We start from the raw sequence: 19,284 nt of genomic DNA, 5'->3' as shown, positions 1-19,284 counted from the left end.
AACAAAGAATGACCTACTCTAATGTGATTTCAAGTGCCAGACCGCGTAGCTCATGAACGAGTACGTTGAATGATTCTGGAATATTTGGCTTCGGCATATTTTCGCCTTTTACAATAGCCTCATACGCCTTGGCACGGCCTACCACGTCATCCGATTTAACGGTCAGGATTTCCTGCAGGATATTCGATGCTCCGAAAGCCTCCAACGCCCACACCTCCATCTCGCCAAACCGCTGACCACCAAACTGTGCTTTACCACCCAGCGGCTGCTGTGTGATGAGCGAGTAGGGCCCGATTGAACGGGCGTGCATCTTGTCATCGACCAGGTGACCGAGTTTCAGCATGTAGATGATACCCACTGTCACTTTCTGATCGAAACGCTCACCCGACAAACCGTTGTACAGGTACGTCCGGCCAAACTCGGGCAGTCCTGCCTCTGTCAGTTCATCAGATACTTGCTGCTCCGTAGCACCGTCGAAGATCGGCGTTGCATACTTACGGTTCAGTTTCTGACCAGCCCAGGCCAATACCGTTTCATATATCTGACCAATGTTCATCCGGGATGGTACACCCAGTGGGTTCAGAACGATATCAACAGGTGTTCCATCTTCAAGGAACGGCATATCTTCATCACGAACGATCCGGGCGACTACACCTTTGTTTCCGTGACGACCGGCCATTTTATCACCTACTTTCAGCTTACGCTTCTTGGCGATATAAACTTTGGCCAGCTTAACAATACCTGCTGGTAACTCATCACCCACTTCGAGGGTGAACCGCTCCCGCTTGAAACGGCCTGAGATTTCGTTCCGGCGGGTGTTATAGTTCTTGACCAGTTTCACCAGCAACGCGTTGGTTGCTTCGTCTTCGGTCCAGTTCTCCAACACCAGGTCAGCCATCAGGTTTACCTCTTCCGGTACCGAGTAGCCACTTTCGTCGCGATACGGGTTTTTATCCGGGAACAGGTTATCCGTAATGTTTTTCCGGTTGAACTTCGTGCCCTTGCTGATGATTTCATCGCCAAACCGGTGCTTAACGCCCTGGCTGGTTTTGCCATCCAGCAATTCCACTAATTTGTCGATCCCGCGAGCACGGAACGCAACCAGGTCGCGACCGTACTTCTTCATCAGCACCTTCAATTCCTCCTTGTGCTTGCCACGATCTTCTTTCGACGGACGTGAGAACAATTTGGTATCGATAACAACGCCTTTCAATGAAGGTGGTGCCTTTTTAGACGCATCTTTCACATCACCAGCCTTATCGCCGAAGATGGCGCGAAGCAGTTTCTCTTCCGGTGTTGGATCGCTTTCCCCTTTCGGTGTAATCTTACCGATCAGAATATCGCCTTCTTTAACTTCAGTACCCACGCGAACGATACCATTCTCATCAAGGTTACGAACGGTTTCTTCCGATACGTTTGGAATTTCGGAGGTTAATTCCTCTTCACCCCGTTTCGTATCACGTACTTCCAGTTCAAACTCTTCAATGTGGATCGACGTGAAAATATCTTCGCGCACAACACGCTCAGAAATCACAATGGCATCCTCGAAGTTATAACCCTGCCAAGGCATGAAGGCAACCTTCATGTTACGACCCAGTGCCAGTTCACCTTTTTGCGTGGCGTAGCCTTCGCAAAGCACATCACCTTTCTTCACCTTCTGGTTTTTCAACACAACAGGTTTCAGGTTAATGCATGTATCCTGGTTAGTCCGACGGAACTTGATCAGGTTGTACGTTTTGATGTCTTCATCGAACGTTACCAGACCAGTGTCTTTATCCAAATTATACCGAACGATGATTTTGGTTGAATCAACAAAGTCGATCACACCATCAGTTTCGGCGATAACCAGTGCACGCGAGTCAACAGCAACACGTCCTTCCAGACCAGTACCCACGATTGGGGCCTCCGGACGAAGAAGTGGTACAGCCTGACGTTGCATGTTCGATCCCATCAGAGCACGGTTAGCATCATCATGTTCCAGGAACGGAATCATCGACGCGGCCACCGATACAATCTGGTTGGGCGCAATATCCATGAACGACACGCTCGATGGCTCCGAAATTGGGAAGTCACCTTCGAAACGCGCTTTCAAACGGTCTACTTTAAAGTTACCCTTCGCATCAAGCGCCGAGCTGGCCTGCGCGATGTAGTGAGTATCTTCCTCTTCAGCCGTCAGGTACATCACTGGCTTATCGGGCACCTTACCGTTTTCTACAATCCGGTATGGTGTTTCGATGAAGCCCATGCTGTTTACTTTCGCGAATACGCAAAGCGACGAAATCAGACCAATGTTTGGTCCTTCAGGCGTCTCGATCGTACACAACCGACCGTAGTGGGTATAGTGTACGTCACGTACCTCGAAACCTGCACGCTCACGAGACAGACCACCTGGCCCGAGTGCCGACATACGACGCTTGTGCGTCACTTCGGCCAACGGGTTGGTCTGGTCCATAAACTGCGATAACTGGTTCGTTCCAAAGAACGAATTAATCACCGAAGACAGCGTCCGTGCGTTGATCAGGTCAACAGGCTTGAAGTCTTCGTTATCACGTACGTTCATCCGCTCTTTGATGGTTCGGGCCATACGGGCCAGACCAACACCGAACTGGGCATATAACTGCTCACCAACAGTACGTACCCGGCGATTACTCAAGTGGTCAATATCATCGACAACCGCTTTGGCATTGATCAAACCGATCAGGTATTTTACAATCGATACGATATCCTGAGTAGTCAGTACTTTCGTATCCAATGCTACGTCAAGGCCCAGTTTCTTGTTAATCCGATACCGGCCAACGTCGCCGAGGTCATACCGTTTGTCTGAGAAGAACAGGCTTTGAATCACTTCGCGGGCCGACTGTTCATCAGGTGCCTCCGTGTTCCGAAGCTGGCGATAGATTTGCTCTACGGCTTCCTTCTCTGAGTTCGAACTATCCTTCTGAAGTGTATTGTAAATAATGTTGTAGTCAGCCACGTTCATGTCTTCCTTGTGCAGGATGACCGACTTCTGGCCCGACTCCGTAATCGTATCAATATCGTCAGCACCGATTACCGAATCCCGTTCCAGTAACACTTCGTTACGGCTGATCGAAACTACCTCACCGGTATCTTCATCAACGAAGTCTTCTGTCCAGGTACGTAACACGCGTGCTGCCAACCGACGGCCAATTGCTTTTTTCAAGCTAGCCGGCGTTGCATTTATCTCTTCTGATAACCCGAACAAGTCCAGAATATCTTTGTCAGAGCCAAATCCGATTGCCCGTAACAGCGTCGTAACCGGAAATTTCTTCTTCCGATCGATGTACGCGTACATGACATTGTTAACGTCCGTCGAGAACTCAATCCATGAGCCTTTAAACGGAATAATCCGGGCAGAATACAACTTGGTACCGTTGGTATGTTTGCTCATCGAGAAGAACACACCCGGTGACCGGTGCAACTGCGAAACAATGACCCGTTCGGCTCCGTTTATGACAAACGATGCTTTAGCGGTCATGTAAGGGATATTTCCCAAAAATACTTCCTGCTCTATTGTCTCGAAATCCTCATTATCAGGATCACTATTCGACAACCGAAGCTTAGCTTTAAGGGGCACTGAATAAGTTAATCCACGATCGATACATTCATCGACCGAATATTTTGGGGGATCAACCGAATAATCGATAAATTCCAGCTTGAAATTCTCGCGCGAGTCAGAAATCGGGAAGTTCTCCTGAAACACCTTGTACAGGCCTTCTTGCGAACGGCTGTCTGAAGGGGTATCCAACTGGAAAAAGTCGCGGAATGATTTCAGTTGAATATCCAGAAAGTCGGGGTATTCAAGTACTGGCTGAATCGTCGCAAAGTTCTTGCGTGTGTTGGTGTTTTTAGCGTTTGTAGCCAAGGCTCTTCTGCGTTTAGTTGAGCGACTGATTCTATACTAAAACACCCTTCTGCCTTACGAAATTTTGTAACGTAGTTAAAAGGGCGTAAAAAAGCAACACCTGCCCGTAAAAAATAGTTTTTACGGTACGATGTATATAGATAAAAAGTCTCCAAGCGGAAAAAGACCTGACATGGAGCCAGGCCTCTTTCCGCTTGGAGTATCGTAGAACGACAGTATGCTTACTTAACTTCTACTTCAGCACCAGCTTCTTCCAGTTGCTTACGCAGGGCTTCCGCTTCGTCTTTTGCTACACCTTCTTTAACAGGCTTAGGCGCACCGTCTACCAGTTCTTTGGCTTCTTTCAGGCCCAGACCTGTCAGGTCTTTAACCAGTTTCACAACGGCCAGCTTGCTGGCACCTGCTGCTTTAAGGATAACGTCGAATGACGTTTTCTCAACAGGAGCTGCGGCTGCTTCGCCACCACCACCACCAGCTACCATTACTGGAGCTGCAGCAGCAGGTTCGATGCCGTACTCATCTTTCAGGATAGCAGCCAGCTCGTTTACTTCTTTAACCGTCAGGTTTACAAGCTGCTCAGCGAACGCTTTCAAATCTGCCATTTTTGTATTGGAAATTAAGTTGTTACAAGATTGATTGAACTAATGATTGTCGGGCTTAGTTTTCTTCGCGCTCCGACAGCGTTTTCAGAATACCGGCTAGTTTGCCACCACCGCTTGTGAGCGCAGATACCACGTTCTTGGCAGGTGATTGCAACAGACCAATAATATCGCCGATGAGTTCGGTACGGCTCTTCAGGTTGATGAGCGTATCCAGTTGATCAGCACCAACGAACAAACTATAATCAACTGAAGCACCCTTCAATTGAAGTTTCTTGTTGGTTTTACGGAAATCCTTAATCAGTTGGGCGGCTGCTTTACCGTTCTCAGGGTGAAACATCACACCCGAAAAGCCTTTCAGCACCTCATCGAAGGAGGTATAATCCGTGTTTTCTACCGTTTCGAGCGCCTTTTTGATCAAGGTGTTCTTCACTACTACGTATTCAATTCCCCGTTCGAAGCAAAGACGACGCAAATCGTTCGTCTCAGCTACAGACATGCCACTGGCATCGGTAATATAGAAATACGGAATAGACTGGAACTTCTGACTCAGCTCGTCAATGATCGCGCCTTTTTCTTCTCTTGTCATCGTTTACAGTCCGGCAACGGTTGCTTTATCAATACTAACACTCGGACTCATCGTGCTTGACAGATAGATCGTCTGCACATAAGTACCTTTCGATGAAGAAGGCTTCAGACGTACCAGCGTAGAAATTACTTCCTGTGCATTTTCAGCCAATTTCTCAGGGCTGAATGATACTTTACCAATGCTGGTGTGAATGATACCGGTTTTATCGACTTTAAAGTCAATTTTACCAGCTTTCACTTCCTTCACTGCTTTACCCACTTCCAACGTAACCGTACCCGATTTAGGGTTCGGCATCAGACCACGTGGCCCCAGAACGCGACCCAGACGACCAACTTTAGCCATAACTGTCGGCATCGTGATAATCACGTCTACGTCAGTCCAGCCACCTTCGATCTTCTTGATATAATCGTCTAAGCCTACATAATCTGCTCCGGCTTCTGTAGCTTCTGCTTCCTTATCAGGAGAGCAAAGCACCAGAACCCGTACCGTTTTGCCTGTGCCGTGGGGCAGTGTTGCCACACCCCGAACCATTTGATCAGCTTTACGCGGATCAACGCCCAGACGCACGTCGATGTCTACAGAAGCGTCGAACTTGGTGTATGAAATCTCTTTCAGGATCTCAGCAGCCTTTTCGAGTGAGTACACCTGCGTAGCATCATACTTCGCCTGCGCTTCTTTTTGTTTCTTTGTCAACTTTGCCATGATGTCGTTAAGATGCCTAAGGCAAGTTTGCTAATTATCCCAAGGGGCTACACCTGAAACTGTGATACCCATGCTACGAGCCGTACCGGCGATCATCTTCATGGCTGATTCAACCGTGAAGCAATTTAGATCGGGCATTTTCGTCTCGGCGATGGTTTTCACCTGATCCCAGCTAACCGAACCAACTTTGTTCCGGTTTGGCTGTGCTGATCCACCTTTCAGTTTAGCAGCTTCCATCAGCATAATTGGTGCAGGCGGGGTCTTGATGACGAAGTCGAACGACTTGTCTTTGTAGTACGTAATCAGTACCGGCAAGACCATGCCCATCTTATCCTGCGTACGGCCATTAAACTGCTTGCAGAATTCCATGATATTCAAACCCTTGGAACCCAGCGCAGGACCGATTGGAGGCGATGGGTTGGCTTGACCACCCTTAACCTGCAACTTAACGTAGCCAGCTACTTCTTTTGCCATTGTTAATACTTATTTACAAGTCATTTGCAGCCAACTCCCTATTAGATCAGTGTCATACCTGACGTAATCTTCATTAACTGCCAGCGGACTGGTTGGTTGCCCGGTGTCTCGATGGGAAGCATCGACCCATGGGCATGAGCGCTAACGATTTGTTAACTCTCTTTATCTACTTGTGCGTAACTCAATTCAACAGGTGTACTCCGACCGAAAATCTTAACAACTACGTTCAGTTTCTTCCGATCATCGAACACTTCTTCCACTGTACCGATGAAGCCGCTAAATGGCCCATCAACTACTTTTACTGACTCGCCTTTCAGGTACGCTATGGTTGGCGTTGCGGCCTCCTGCGTCTCTTCTTCTACCTTACCTAAAATGCGATTTACTTCAACTTCCCGAAGTGGAACGGGAATTTTTGAATTTCCTGAGCCTGTATTGCCCAAAAAACCAATAACGCCAGGCATTGTTGTGATCAAGGCCAGCGCGCGCGCATTAGACAGGTCAGCGGATATCAGGATGTAGCCTGGAAAGAACGATTTCTCACGAATTCGCTTTTTACCATTCCGCATCTCATACACCTTCTCAGAAGGAATCAGTACCTGCGGTACTACTTCCGTTAGTTGCTGACGGTGTATTTCGTTATCCAGATACGATTTTACTTTTTTTTCCTGCCCTGAGACAGCTCGGATAACGTACCAGTTGATACCGTTGACCATACGTAAAAGTTGTTTGTCTGTTTGCTTGTCTGTCTGTTCAACTTTAACAAACAAATGGCCAAACAACAAGTTAGAATGACTGGTAGAACAAATTCAGGCCGTTTTCGAACAGGTAGTCAATCAGGCCGACCATTAGCGCGAAAATCAGCGAAGCGATCAGTACCAGTGATGAACTAGCCTGTAAATCACTGAACTTGGGCCAAGTCACATTGTGCTGAACTTCTTCCCAGGAATGCTTGAGGAAGGTAGTAACCTTTTCCATCGTTTGTTAAAAATTGGCACGGGTGGAGAGATTCGAACTCCCATCAACGGTTTTGGAGACCGCTATTCTACCCTTGAACTACACCCGTAGAATTAATTGTCATTAAGTGGTCATTTGTTGTGAATTGCCATTCAGCAGGGAATGGCAATCAATAACAAGAAATAACACGCAGTAAATGACGCTTTTGCAATCGGACTGCAAAGATCGCAAAAAGAGATCAAAAAACAAGTGCATCCCTGTAGAGAGATGCACTTGTTTTAAAAATCAATTGATTAGTCGAGGATTTCAGTCACCTGACCGGCACCTACTGTACGACCACCTTCACGAATAGCGAACCGAAGACCTTTCTCCATTGCGATTTTGCTGATCAGGGTTACCTCGATAGTGATGTTATCACCAGGCATTACCATTTCAACACCAGCTGGCAGGATGATCTCGCCCGTTACGTCCGTGGTGCGGAAGTAGAACTGAGGACGGTACTTGTTGAAGAATGGCGTGTGACGGCCACCCTCTTCTTTCGACAATACATACACCTCAGCTTTGAATTTTGCGTGTGGCGTTACTGAACCTGGCTTGCAAATAACCATACCACGACGGATATCGGTCTTTTCAATACCACGGAGCAGCAGACCTACGTTATCGCCAGCTTCGCCACGGTCCAGAATTTTCCGGAACATTTCAACACCAGTAACAACTGATTTCAGGTTCTCAGCACCCATACCCAGGATCTCAACAGGCTCACCTGAGTTGATCACACCACGCTCGATACGACCAGTGGCTACAGTACCACGACCAGTGATCGAGAACACGTCCTCTACAGGCATCAGGAACGGAAGATCCGTCATCCGTGGAGGCAGGGGAATGAATGAGTCAACAGCATCCATCAACTCTTCGATGCTTCCAACCCACTTATCGTCACCATTCAGGCCACCCAGAGCAGAACCCTGAATAACTGGAATGTTGTCGCCATCAAATTGGTAGAAGCTCAACAGTTCGCGGATTTCCATCTCAACGAGCTCAAGCAGTTCAGGATCATCCACCATGTCGACTTTATTCATAAAGACAACAAGCTGGGGTACACCTACCTGGCGAGCCAGCAGGATGTGCTCACGAGTTTGTGGCATTGGGCCATCCGTCGCAGCTACTACCAGAATAGCACCGTCCATCTGAGCGGCACCCGTTACCATGTTCTTCACATAGTCGGCGTGACCTGGGCAGTCAACGTGTGCATAGTGACGGTTGGCCGTCGCATATTCTACGTGTGAGGTGTTGATCGTGATACCACGCTCTTTTTCCTCTGGGGCATTATCGATCGACGAGAAGTCCCGCATTGCCGCCAGACCTTTCCCGGCGAGTACTTTCGTAATTGCTGCCGTCAGCGTCGTCTTGCCGTGGTCAACGTGACCAATCGTACCGATGTTGACGTGCGGTTTCGAGCGGTCAAAATTCTCCTTTGCCATGTCTAAAAACGCTTTAGTTAACTATAGTTAGTGTTAGTTGATTTGCCCTTACGCAAAAAGTGCTCTTTGCAGAGCACCTTATCAAAGCCGCCTCAACAGAGCAACATCTGGCAGCTTAGAGCCTTCTATCGGATTTGAACCGACGACCTCTTCCTTACCAAGGAAGTGCTCTACCACTGAGCTAAGAAGGCAAGTACAGTGTAATCGAATAAGAATTAGTACTGAATCTGACTATTTACATCAAATACAAAACTAATTCCAGGTACGTCGTTGAGCGGGAGACGAGGTTCGAACTCGCGACCTATAGCTTGGAAGGCTATCGCTCTACCAGCTGAGCTACTCCCGCTTACTTTACTTAAATGGTGGGGAGTGGAGGATTCGAACCTCCGAAGGCGTACGCCAGCAGATTTACAGTCTGATCCATTTGGCCACTCTGGAAACTCCCCAAGTCAATCTAAAAAGAACAATTTCCGCCCTGCTTCTCAGTTTGGAGTTGCAAAATTACAAGGTTTTTCTCCGTTGTCAACAGGGTAAGTAAAAAATCTTTTTTCTTTCCCATCAGCAAGCCTCATCAGACCTATCTGATGAGGCTTGCTGACTTGCTACTTTTACTAGCTAAATCGTTATGCCAAAGCTTAGTGGGTGTACAGCAGGGCCCTTCCCATCCTGGAAGCTAGTGTTCAGATTATATTTTACAAAGAAGTTGAAATTAGCCAGACCGATGTTTCCCTGAACGCCATATTGTAAATTATTAAGATAGAAACCGGCGTGATCATGAAACTTGTCGCCGTTATCCTGTTTGATCTTCGTGTAACTGTCGACTCGGTAGCCTACGAAACCGCCAACACCAATGTTGAAAGCCCGTTTACGGTTGGTATTGTAGAACGAGAATTGAGGTACTAGCGGAATTTCAAGGTTACAGACGGTGAGTTTACTCTTTGTTAAGTGAGTTTGAGATGGGTTAAACTGAATACCATCTGGTCCCTTCTGCGCTACAACACTTTCCTGAAACATGAAGTTATTCCAGGCAATCTGAAGGCCGTACCTTACACTCAGTTTAAACTTATTGGTTCTGACAATAGCCGGGTTCTGCGTCATACTGATGGCAAAGTAGCGCGATCCCAGCGGGTCAAGCTCGTACGAGTTTCCGCCATACGTTTGCACATCTGGCCCCCCTATCCACGTATTCAGGCCAAAGTGAATATCCGTATTGACTTTCCAGTTGTTGCGGTTTGAGTTACTGTCTTTTTTGACTTTGTAAACTCTTGTGCCCCCTTTTTTATATAGGTCCGTTGTATCCGACTCATCACTTTTGACCGTGACAGTGACCTTGCCGTTCGATTTTTGAACAACAATTAATGTATCCCGCAAATATTTTTGACCGTTGGCGGCATCAATGGCATATACCTGACCCTCCGGTACAGAGTCTAATTTGGTGACCATGTCCCGGACAATCCGGTTCAGATCATATCTGGTTATTCCTTTCAATTGATCTTTGGTGGGCGCATACACAGCGATACGCCCTTTATTGCCAAATCGAATGATGAGTGAATCGGCTGGCGCACATAGCGCAACCAACGAATTCAGAATGAGGCAGGTAGACAGGATGAGCGTTTTCATTATTCTAGTGTCGTTTCATTTTTCAAACTTTCTTTCACTTCCGAGAATACCCGGCCCAGCCGGTTCTTCTGATTATTCTGATTACTGACCGGAACAGCTTTGGCCAACACTTCGCCATTCTTCAATTGCTTCAGCTTACCAAATAAGCTCGATAAGCCATTTTGATGAGGTTGTTGTACCTCAAGCGTCGTGATGTCGCTTTTTGCGGCTGTCAGGCTATTCGTTAACTGCGGCTCTTCAATCGTTAGCAGAATGGTACGCTCGGTCGCCTGTTTTTGTGCGTTGTTTACTCTGGCGATCCGTTCAACTGGTACTGGATTAATCGGTACAACTGACGGTTCGACTATGGGCTGAACCAGTTGTTCAGGCGTTGCTACGATCCGTTCTGTTTCAACTGGCCGAACGGGCGTTTGCGTTGGGGCCTCAGGCTTATTGAACAGCTTCGTCTGGCTTTTTCTTTGGGCCAGGTACGTTGCCTGAGCTATGCTTTCTTCTTCCTGCTGTTTGTTGGCTTCATCCACTGCAAAATCATGCTGTCTTTTTTGATCAAGTTCAGGCTTTGCTGTTGCATCGGCTATGGCTTTGTCATCATCCCCGTTGCTTTGCAGCTTTTGGAAAGCCTGCCTTACAGCTATTGGTATACTCGTTTCCGGCTCCACTTTGTTGATCACATACAGAAACCAAAGTGCCACCAGCAGACAGGCTGCGCTAGCAACGTGCCACCAGGCAACTACCGGCCGACGAATAGGTGTCGGCTGTCCTCCCATTCGCTTTTGTAGCTGGTTAAACACATCAGGGCCGACTGGTGCTTCTGCTTCCCGCAGCTTGCGGGCGAAGAGGTCATCAACTGGCTGCTTTTCCATATATCGGTGCCGACTTCACGTCGGTTTCAAGCGTTCTAATCTTTTGTTGTAGTAATGCTCTGGCCCGCGATAGCTGCGACTTCGACGTTCCTTCGCTAATGCCTGTCAGATTGGCTATTTCGGCGTGGTTGTACCCCTCAATAGCATACAAGTTGAAAATGGTCCGGTATCCATCTGGCAATTGAGCTACCAGCCGCAACAGGTCATCGGCTTGCAGATTCTCATCGGCCCATGGGTAATCGGGTTCTTCCATCACGGTGTCGAGTGGTATTTCCTGCCGGAGTGACTTGTTCTTCCTCAGAAACATCAGCGACTCTGTGACCATGATTCGGCGAATCCATCCTTCAAAGCTCCCTTCGTTCCTAAACTGATTTATCCGTTCAAACACGCGCATAAATGCGTCGATCAATACATCTTCGGCATCAGCCTGATTGGCAACGTACCTGAGGCACACGGCCATCATTCGCGTAGCATACCGCTCGTAGGTAATCTTTTGTGCACGCGCCTCTCCCCGTTGCAGCGCAACTACCAACTGACTTTCCGACAGATAGTATGGTATAGAGAGAGCCATCTTTTACTTCATTTATAAGCAAGATGCAGCTTGTTTTCGTCTGGTTGCATCCAAACTAAAAAATCCCAACCTGTGCAGGTTGGGATTTTCATGAATTATTCAATTCAAAGTGCCGGGTTGTATTGAATACCGGCTACATAATGCAGCCAGATAACCCTTGACAGCCGAAAGTTTATGGCTGAGATTACTATGACGGCTATTGAAATTACCAACGAGTATACCCAGCCCGGCGGATTATTTGCCAGATAAAATAGAATAAAGCCCAATACGAGCGCTATACCGCCCGAGAACGCATAGCTTACATACATGGCTCCAATAAAGTAACCCGGCTCAATTTCGAAGCGCATCCCGCAGTGTGGACAGAACTCATTCATTTTGCCGAAGCCAATCGGAGCATACAGCGGCGTTTGAAAAATCTTACCCTGTCTACACTTAGGACATAGCCCCTTTGACACGGCTTGAAATTTTGATACGTTGGGCATGTTCTTTTTTGCTGGTGCGATACCAGAGATAACTGATGGAAGCCACAATTAGATAGGGCGCCGCCAATAGGTACAAAATTCCAAGATTCAGATCAGAGGCAACAACGCTGCGTCCGTTACTAACGGTGCTTTCAACGGTAGCCCGACACATAGCACATTGAGCCAACACATCTGGTCCAAAACAGACAAACAGTGCTGTTACGATCACCCATCCCCACTTTTTCATACGCTGATTCCGTCGATTAATGTGTGTAATATGGTTTAATCATCAAATACACAATCACCCCCGTAGTACTCACATAAAGCCAGATTGGCAATGCCCAGCGGGTCATTTTCTTATGCAGCACAAACTGTTTGGTCAATGCAAAATAGACGGCTCGTAATACGAACCATAACACGACCACAGATAAGGCGATGTGTGAGATCAATAAAAAGTAATATACCGGCCTAATCCATCCCTCGCCACCGAATGGTGTTGATTCGTTTGAGATGTGATACAGTACATAATTGACCAGAAAGAACGCTCCCAATGTAAACGCAGTCATCATTGTTCGACGATGGGCGGTTACGTTCTTCTGCCGAATGAAGTAATAGCCTATAACCAGTAACACAGATGTCAGCGAATTAATTACGCCGTTAATGTGCGGCAGGTACGTCGTCCACGAACCCAGATCAAACTTCTGGCGTATGCCCAACATCAGAGCAACCACAAGTGGAACGGCGATTGAAACAATGTTGATCAGCCGGTTGGCATTCTTGTCTTTTTCAACGAGTGAGGTGGCTTCCATAAATTACGTTTGCTTACTGTAGATATCGAATAGCACCCGGATTTCGGCGATTAGCCGGTCGATGTCCTTTTTATCGGTTCCGTCATAGAACCCCCGGATTATGCCCTCTTTATCTACTAAAACCAACTTTTCACTGTGTATAAAAGTTTCGTCGGGCTTGCCGTAACTAACCCCGTGATCAACAACGGGTAAGAAGTAGCCACGCTGCGCCAGATGGTAGATTTGGGCCTTATCGCCTGTCAGGAAATACCACATGCCCGGCTTTGCTCCTATCTTGTTTGCGTAGGCTTTCAGCTCGGCCGGTCCGTCATTTTCCGGGTCTACCGAATACGACAGGAACACCAGATCGTTACGCTCCTTAAAGATTTCCTGAACCCGGCTAAGATTCAGTTGAATCTTGGGGCAGATGGTACCGCAGCGTGTGAAGAAGAAATCGGCCACGTGGATTTTCCCTTTTGTAACTGACTGGTTGACCGGCTTCCCATTCTGATCAATGAGTGCGAAGCCAGGTACGTGCCTGAACAGGGTATCCTGACGTTTATCTCCGTTCTTATCTGTAATCGTTTGCATAACCGGTTCGCCCCTCGTTGAGTCGATAACCGGTATATAGCGGGGCAATGTGTAATGATTTTGCGTACAGGCTCTAAGCAGTATGTACGCAAAAGCCGGGACCACCAACGTTAAGAGGAGAGTCCCGGCTTTGCGGTATGTATTCATTTGTTATCTCAATTGGAAAATCGAGCCGCCTTCGTACATCAATGCAATAAGCAACCAGACAATGAAAATGATTGGCAGCATAATGGCCCAGATTAAGCTTTTTACCTCATGTTTTAAGTGCATAAACTCGGCCACGATGTAAAACGCCTTGATAAGTGTCATTCCTACGAAGATTGCGACACGAAAATGGCCAGCAGTCATTGTAAAAGCAATAATGAATTCAACGGCGGTTATACCACATAAGATAAGAAATGTGCGCCAAATTACTTTAGTATTCGCTGGCGGTGGAGCTATATCTGTGCCGCCGTGGTTGTCGGTGTATGGTGTATTTGCCATTGTCGAAGGAAGAAAAAGCAATTAAACGAGATAGAAGAACGTAAACACGAAGACCCAGACCAGATCTACAAAGTGCCAGTAGAGGCCTACTTTCTCAACCATCTCGTAATGACCTCGCTGCTCGTACATACCAGTTGCAGTCCGATAGAAAATCAGTATGTTTAGAATAACACCCGAGAATACGTGCGTACCGTGGAATCCAGTGATGAAAAAGAACAGATCGGCAAAGGCTGGCGGTCCATACTGATTCTCTGTGAGGTTGGCTCCAAAAATGGTTCGTTCAACCCATGTACCGCTCACCAACTCGCGAATAGTGTTTCCCTCTTCTGTTCCGTGAATAAAGTGCGACCATTCCCATGCCTGACTGCTCAGGAAGGCTAAACCGCCCAGAATAGTCCACAGCATATATTTCTCAACATCCTGCCGATCGCGACGGTGTCCGGCTTCTACAGCCAATACCATCGTTACCGACGAGAAGATAAGAATGAAGGTCATCAGACCTACGAAGATCAGCGGCAGGTTCGTTCCGTGAAAGAACGGAAACGCATTGAACACATGATCTGGAACAGGCCAGTAGATATTCGAGAAGTGAAAGGGAGTCCCGTGTATAACCGGATCGTACGCTGGATAGCTATAGCGGATCAGACCGTAGGTGACTAATAATGCCGAGAAGGTAAATGTATCTGAGATGAGGAAAAACCACATCATCAGCTTACCGTAGCTGACATTCATGGGTTCTACGCCCCCCATCCAGGCTTTCTTATCAAATACTACTGACTCGTCAGTTGTTGCTGTAGCCGCCATGCGTCCGTGAGCTGATTAATGGAAATAAAGTAAGAAGAAATACAGGTAGATCCAGAGTACGTCCAGAAAATGCCAATAAGTTGAAGCCACCTGAACCTGCTCAAGTGACTTCGCGTGTATGCGTAATCTAAATGCTGCCACGAGGGCAAAAACCAAAACAATCAACCCAGAGATCAAGTGGAATGCATGCATGCCCGTGAAGACATAGATGAATGATCCAGCCGGGTTTCCAACAAAGTACACATTGTTTCGCACCAACTCAATCCACCCCTGAAATTGCATGTACAGAAATACGATTCCAAGCGCAAAAGTAATAGATATAGCTATCCTTAGCGCGTTGAAATTGTCTTTTTTAGCAGCCAGGTAAGCCCAGTGCATTGTAAGACTACTCAGCACTAGCACAACCGTACTATATCCAAAAATAGCCGGAACCGTAAACTCAAGCCAGTTGCCTTCTGCACGCCGCACCAGATATGCGCTTGTGAATGAGGCAAACAGCATCAGAATACTCACAATAAATAACCAGAGAATGAACTTCCGTGGATTAACGGAGAGCGTCTCTTCAGGCTCTTCTTCGAGCCATTTTATTTCTTCCGTTTCTTCTTTCATGTTAAACACGATCTAAAACAAACGCGATTTGGACAACTGGTAAGTAGGCAAACGCGGCAAACATGAGACGTTTTGCTGTAACAATATCAGGCTTTCTAACCAAGCCTATATTAAGCCACAGCAAGGCAAGTGCTGCAACTACTGCAATGCTTGCCGATATGATTCCAATATACCCCCAATAAAAGGGCAACAAGCCCAGTGGTATAAGCCAAACAGTGAAGCTTAAAATGACCAACGCCGTTTGTGCCTTGGCGGGTCTCTTCAATGGTAAAAGTTTGAAACCTGCTTTGGCATAATCTTCATCAAGCACCCAGGCAACAGCCCAGAAATGAGTAAACTGCCAAACGAACTGAACGGCGAACAACCAAAGTGCTTCATTGCTTATGGTACCTGTGAAGGCTACCCAACCAATCAATGGCGGCAAACCACCAGGCAAGGCTCCTACATAAACAGCTATAGAACCTACTCGTTTCAAGGGTGTGTATACAAATCCATACAGCAAAAAAGAAACGAAAGAGATACCTGCCGTCAATGGATTAAACCACAGTGTTTGAATAAACAGCCCTATAAACAAGAGTACGGCAACAAATACAATAGCCCGCTCTTTACTAATGCGTCCTGTTGGCAACGGCCGACTGCCTGTCCGTTTCATTAATCGGTCAAATTCGACCTCCAGCACCTGATTGACGGCATTTGCAGCGCCGGTGATAAGAAGGCCACTAATAGTAAATAAGGCGATCTGACCAATCGAATACGGCTTTGAAGCCGCCATCAGGTAACCTAGAACGGCCGAAAACCCCACCAACAATGACAACCTTAACTTGGTCAAAGCAAGGTAATCCTTCCAAGATGCCTTGTTCGGCTTACTGGCAGGCGGCATTATTGGTTGCTCTATGGATGAATTCATAACGTGGTTACTGACCCAGATTTGTCAGTAGTTGCTAACGACCGATCTGGTATGCTTTTCATGACCACTTCTCTATAGGAAAACAGAATAACAACGAATTGAATTCCTAATGAGAGAACGGCTAACGTAAGATGAACCGGTTGCGCCCAGGCAGGTATAGCGAAGTAAGCCATAATTGCACCCGTAGCTATTTCAACAACCAACAGGCTTCCTGTAGCTACTGCTAACCGCTTAATGAGTGCACTATTTGTAGATTGCCTGGCAACTGGTATTATCCACAAAAGCTGGCTTATTAATACAACCAACGAAAAGCTTCTATGGATATAAAACCGGAGATCTAACCCGTCGATCCAGCGAAGCCGTTGCATCTCTCCAAGCCGGTGAGCGACTTCATCAACCGTCTCTCTAACTTGAGTGCCTAACAGGATCTGCAAAAGCAGCAGGCCGGAACTTATCAACAGCCATCGGTTTGATGCTGTTGATAAACGCATCGAACTGACTGACATAGTTGCAGCCTGGGTACGTGCCACCACATATAGTAACACGCCAACGATAACAATGGCCAACAACATATGCAGTGTTATCAACCAGGCGGCCAGTACGCTCGATACAACTTTTGCACCAAGCCAACCCTGAAATCCAACGAGAAACAGGGCTAAAAAACTAAAGCCTACAATGGCGCGGTCACGCTGCCAGTAGGCTTTAGCAGAGGCTACAAATGTGAAGAAGATTAGCACCCCGATCAAAGCCCCCAACAATCTGTTCAAATACTCCGTCCATGTCTTTACAACATTGAACTCAGTATTTGCGTAACCGCGATGACTATAGATTTCCTGATAGTTTGCGGGAAGTTGAGATACATCAGTTGGTGGTATCCATTGCCCAAAGCATCTTGGCCAGTCTGGGCATCCCATTCCGGCCCCGGTGCTTCTAACTACGCCTCCCACTAAAATCAGCAGGAAGACAGCAATAACTGTTAGAAGCGCCAGGCGCCGAAATGAACGCTCATTAATGGGGTTGCTTGAACTGGTCATTGAAGTTTTGAGCTTCGATCGCCTTCTCCAGCGAAATCAACTCTTTCTCATGCGGAAGGTTTGACTCAGGAGTTTGCGAGTATGGTACGTTTTGAGGAATGAAGTCATCCTTCGCACCCGGTTTGCTATAGTCATATGGCCAGCGGTATACGGCTGGAATTTCACCTGGCCAGTTACCATGTCCTGGTACTACGGGCGTTGTCCATTCCAGCGTGTTCGACTGCCATGGGTTCAATGTAGCCCGCTTTCCTTTAATTAAGCTGTACACGAAGTTATACAGGAACAGGAACTGAGCAGAGAACGTAACGATAGCAGCAAGGCTGATAAACGCGTTCATATCCTGGAAGATATTGCTCGTGAAATCGTTGCTGGTGAAGCTATAATAACGGCGTGGGAAACCAGCGATACCGATATAGTGCATTGGGAAGAATACACAGTAGATACCGATGAATGTTAACCAGAAATGGACGTACCCAAGTTTATCATTCATCATGCGACCAAACATCTTGGGGAACCAGTGATACACACCAGCTAACAGACCAAAGGCCGACGAAGCGCCCATCACTAAGTGAAAGTGGGCAACAACGAAGTACGTATCGTGTAGTTGAATGTCAAGTGCAGCATTGCCCAGAATAAGACCGGTAACACCACCCGAGATAAAGAAAGACACGAGGCCAATCGAGAACAACATAGCCGGGGTAAACCGGATGTTCCCGCGCCATAGGGTTGTGATGTAGTTAAACGCTTTTACCGCCGATGGTACAGCGATGATAAGCGTCAGGAACATAAACACAGATCCCAGGAAGGGATTCATACCCGTCACGAACATATGGTGAGCCCACACAATGAACGCAAGGAAAGCAATACCCATCATTGACGCGATCATGGCCCGATAGCCAAAGATTGGCTTGCGCGAGTTCGTCGCAATAATTTCAGATGTAATACCCAGTGCAGGCAGCATCACAATATACACTTCGGGGTGACCCAGGAACCAGAATAAGTGCTGGAACAGGATTGGGCTACCACCTACGTTTGGCAGTGCTTCCCCAGCAATATAAATATCTGACAGGAAGAAACTAGTGCCAAAACTACGGTCGAAAATCAGTAACAACGCAGCCGACAGGAGAACAGGGAACGAAATAAGACCCAGAACAGCCGTCAAAAAGAAAGCCCAAATTGTAAGTGGCAGTTTGCTAAACGACATACCACGTGTACGAAGGTTGATTACCGTCGTGATGTAGTTGATACCACCCAGCAATTGAGACACAATGAAGAGAGCCATGCTACTCAACCATAATGTCATACCCATCTCAGAACCTTTGTGTGCCTGTGGTAACGCGCTAAGAGGCGGATAAACGACCCATCCACCAGCAGCAGGACCTGTCTCCAAGAAGATCGACACGAACATAAGCAGACTGGCCATAAAGAAGAACCAGTAAGACAACATGTTCATGAAGCCCGATGCCATGTCCCGCGCACCTACCTGTAGTGGAATCAAGAAGTTACTGAACGTTCCACTTAGGCCAGCTGTAAGCACAAAGAATACCATGATGGTACCGTGCATGGTAACCAGAGCCAGATAAAAGTCAGGACTTAGCTTTCCACTTTCCTCGATCCAGTTACCGATCAGGGGGCGTAACCATTCCATTTTCATTTGGGGGAAGCCCAGTTGCAAACGGAAGATTACAGAGAAACTGATACCGATGATTGCCCAGAAAATACCGGTAATCAGGTATTGCTTGGCAATCGTTTTATGGTCTTCAGCGAAAACGTATTTGCGCCAAAAATTCAATTCGTGCTCATGATGCTCATGTTCAGCCACATGAACACCGGCAGTTGAAATTGCGTCTGTAGTTGCCATTATTAGCGAT

At 47.2% G+C, this 19,284-nt stretch carries 21 protein-coding genes and 4 tRNA genes; all 25 read right to left on the bottom strand.

Annotated elements, in window-relative coordinates:
* Window positions 1-13: 13 nt before the first annotated feature.
* Entirely contained in the window at window positions 14-3,883 is a 3,870-nt protein-coding gene (rpoB, locus tag ACFE8Q_RS04520) for a DNA-directed RNA polymerase subunit beta (RefSeq protein ID WP_375444161.1), read from the bottom strand.
* A 221-nt stretch (window positions 3,884-4,104) separates the two neighbouring features.
* Window positions 4,105-4,485, bottom strand: a complete 381-nt coding sequence (gene rplL, locus ACFE8Q_RS04515) for a 50S ribosomal protein L7/L12 (RefSeq protein ID WP_375444160.1) — start codon at window positions 4,483-4,485, stop codon at window positions 4,105-4,107.
* 55 nt (window positions 4,486-4,540) lie between these two features.
* On the bottom strand, window positions 4,541-5,071 hold the full coding sequence (gene rplJ, locus ACFE8Q_RS04510) for a 50S ribosomal protein L10 (protein ID WP_375444159.1): 531 nt from the start codon (window positions 5,069-5,071) through the stop codon (window positions 4,541-4,543).
* A gap of 3 nt (window positions 5,072-5,074) precedes the next feature.
* On the bottom strand, window positions 5,075-5,773 hold the full coding sequence (gene rplA, locus ACFE8Q_RS04505; protein ID WP_375444158.1) for a 50S ribosomal protein L1: 699 nt from the start codon (window positions 5,771-5,773) through the stop codon (window positions 5,075-5,077).
* Between the two features lie 30 nt (window positions 5,774-5,803).
* On the bottom strand, window positions 5,804-6,247 hold the full coding sequence (gene rplK, locus ACFE8Q_RS04500; protein ID WP_085410814.1) for a 50S ribosomal protein L11: 444 nt from the start codon (window positions 6,245-6,247) through the stop codon (window positions 5,804-5,806).
* A gap of 152 nt (window positions 6,248-6,399) precedes the next feature.
* The gene (nusG, locus tag ACFE8Q_RS04495; RefSeq protein WP_375444157.1) at window positions 6,400-6,960 is read right to left on the bottom strand and encodes a transcription termination/antitermination protein NusG; all 561 of its coding nucleotides are present in this window, start codon (window positions 6,958-6,960) and stop codon (window positions 6,400-6,402) included.
* 70 nt (window positions 6,961-7,030) lie between these two features.
* A complete protein-coding gene (gene secE / locus ACFE8Q_RS04490; protein WP_085410816.1) occupies window positions 7,031-7,222 on the bottom strand; it encodes a preprotein translocase subunit SecE in 192 nt (63 codons plus the stop codon).
* A 14-nt stretch (window positions 7,223-7,236) separates the two neighbouring features.
* Window positions 7,237-7,310 (bottom strand) — tRNA-Trp (locus ACFE8Q_RS04485).
* A 184-nt stretch (window positions 7,311-7,494) separates the two neighbouring features.
* Window positions 7,495-8,682, bottom strand: a complete 1,188-nt coding sequence (gene tuf / locus ACFE8Q_RS04480) for an elongation factor Tu (RefSeq protein ID WP_375444156.1) — start codon at window positions 8,680-8,682, stop codon at window positions 7,495-7,497.
* Window positions 8,683-8,801: 119 nt separating this feature from the next.
* Window positions 8,802-8,873 (bottom strand) — tRNA-Thr (locus ACFE8Q_RS04475).
* A gap of 82 nt (window positions 8,874-8,955) precedes the next feature.
* Window positions 8,956-9,028 (bottom strand) — tRNA-Gly (locus tag ACFE8Q_RS04470).
* 14 nt (window positions 9,029-9,042) lie between these two features.
* Window positions 9,043-9,128: transfer RNA gene (locus tag ACFE8Q_RS04465), tRNA-Tyr, on the bottom strand.
* Between the two features lie 169 nt (window positions 9,129-9,297).
* Window positions 9,298-10,302, bottom strand: a complete 1,005-nt coding sequence (locus ACFE8Q_RS04460) for a hypothetical protein (RefSeq protein ID WP_375444155.1) — start codon at window positions 10,300-10,302, stop codon at window positions 9,298-9,300.
* Window positions 10,302-11,165 carry a hypothetical protein gene (locus tag ACFE8Q_RS04455; RefSeq protein ID WP_375444154.1) on the bottom strand — a complete coding sequence of 288 codons (864 nt, stop codon included), beginning with the start codon at window positions 11,163-11,165 and terminating at the stop codon, window positions 10,302-10,304. Before ACFE8Q_RS04455 ends, ACFE8Q_RS04460 begins: the two co-directional genes overlap by 1 nt.
* Window positions 11,146-11,736, bottom strand: a complete 591-nt coding sequence (locus ACFE8Q_RS04450; RefSeq protein WP_375444153.1) for an RNA polymerase sigma factor — start codon at window positions 11,734-11,736, stop codon at window positions 11,146-11,148. Before ACFE8Q_RS04450 ends, ACFE8Q_RS04455 begins: the two co-directional genes overlap by 20 nt.
* Window positions 11,737-11,840: 104 nt before the next feature.
* Window positions 11,841-12,110, bottom strand: a complete 270-nt coding sequence (locus ACFE8Q_RS04445) for a DUF983 domain-containing protein (RefSeq protein WP_375444152.1) — start codon at window positions 12,108-12,110, stop codon at window positions 11,841-11,843.
* A 58-nt stretch (window positions 12,111-12,168) separates the two neighbouring features.
* Window positions 12,169-12,444: a hypothetical protein gene (locus ACFE8Q_RS04440; RefSeq protein WP_375444151.1), complete on the bottom strand. Its 276-nt coding sequence runs from the start codon at window positions 12,442-12,444 to the stop codon at window positions 12,169-12,171.
* 16 nt (window positions 12,445-12,460) lie between these two features.
* Window positions 12,461-13,006 (bottom strand): DUF420 domain-containing protein, encoded by a 546-nt coding sequence (locus ACFE8Q_RS04435; RefSeq protein ID WP_375444150.1) that lies wholly within the window; start codon window positions 13,004-13,006, stop codon window positions 12,461-12,463.
* Between the two features lie 3 nt (window positions 13,007-13,009).
* Window positions 13,010-13,576, bottom strand: coding sequence for an SCO family protein (locus ACFE8Q_RS04430; protein WP_375444149.1), 567 nt, complete (start codon window positions 13,574-13,576; stop codon window positions 13,010-13,012).
* 150 nt (window positions 13,577-13,726) lie between these two features.
* Complete coding sequence (locus ACFE8Q_RS04425; RefSeq protein ID WP_375444148.1) at window positions 13,727-14,059, bottom strand: cytochrome C oxidase subunit IV family protein; 333 nt, start codon at window positions 14,057-14,059, stop codon at window positions 13,727-13,729.
* Between the two features lie 21 nt (window positions 14,060-14,080).
* A complete protein-coding gene (locus ACFE8Q_RS04420; RefSeq protein WP_375444147.1) occupies window positions 14,081-14,863 on the bottom strand; it encodes a cytochrome c oxidase subunit 3 in 783 nt (260 codons plus the stop codon).
* Between the two features lie 15 nt (window positions 14,864-14,878).
* On the bottom strand, window positions 14,879-15,472 hold the full coding sequence (locus ACFE8Q_RS04415) for a heme-copper oxidase subunit III (RefSeq protein WP_375444146.1): 594 nt from the start codon (window positions 15,470-15,472) through the stop codon (window positions 14,879-14,881).
* Between the two features lies 1 nt (window position 15,473).
* Window positions 15,474-16,379: a heme o synthase gene (gene cyoE / locus ACFE8Q_RS04410; RefSeq protein WP_375444145.1), complete on the bottom strand. Its 906-nt coding sequence runs from the start codon at window positions 16,377-16,379 to the stop codon at window positions 15,474-15,476.
* A complete protein-coding gene (locus tag ACFE8Q_RS04405) occupies window positions 16,376-17,413 on the bottom strand; it encodes a heme A synthase (protein WP_375444144.1) in 1,038 nt (345 codons plus the stop codon). The genes cyoE and ACFE8Q_RS04405 overlap by 4 nt, the downstream gene beginning before the upstream one ends.
* The gene (locus ACFE8Q_RS04400; protein ID WP_375444143.1) at window positions 17,388-19,274 is read right to left on the bottom strand and encodes a cbb3-type cytochrome c oxidase subunit I; all 1,887 of its coding nucleotides are present in this window, start codon (window positions 19,272-19,274) and stop codon (window positions 17,388-17,390) included. The genes ACFE8Q_RS04405 and ACFE8Q_RS04400 overlap by 26 nt, the downstream gene beginning before the upstream one ends.
* Window positions 19,275-19,284: the final 10 nt, after the last annotated feature.

The organism is uncultured Fibrella sp. (assembly GCF_964250085.1).
Lineage (GTDB): Bacteria > Bacteroidota > Bacteroidia > Cytophagales > Spirosomataceae > Fibrella.
The sequence above is the reverse complement of the archived record's forward strand: the minus strand, read 5'-3'. Positions and strand labels throughout refer to the sequence as shown.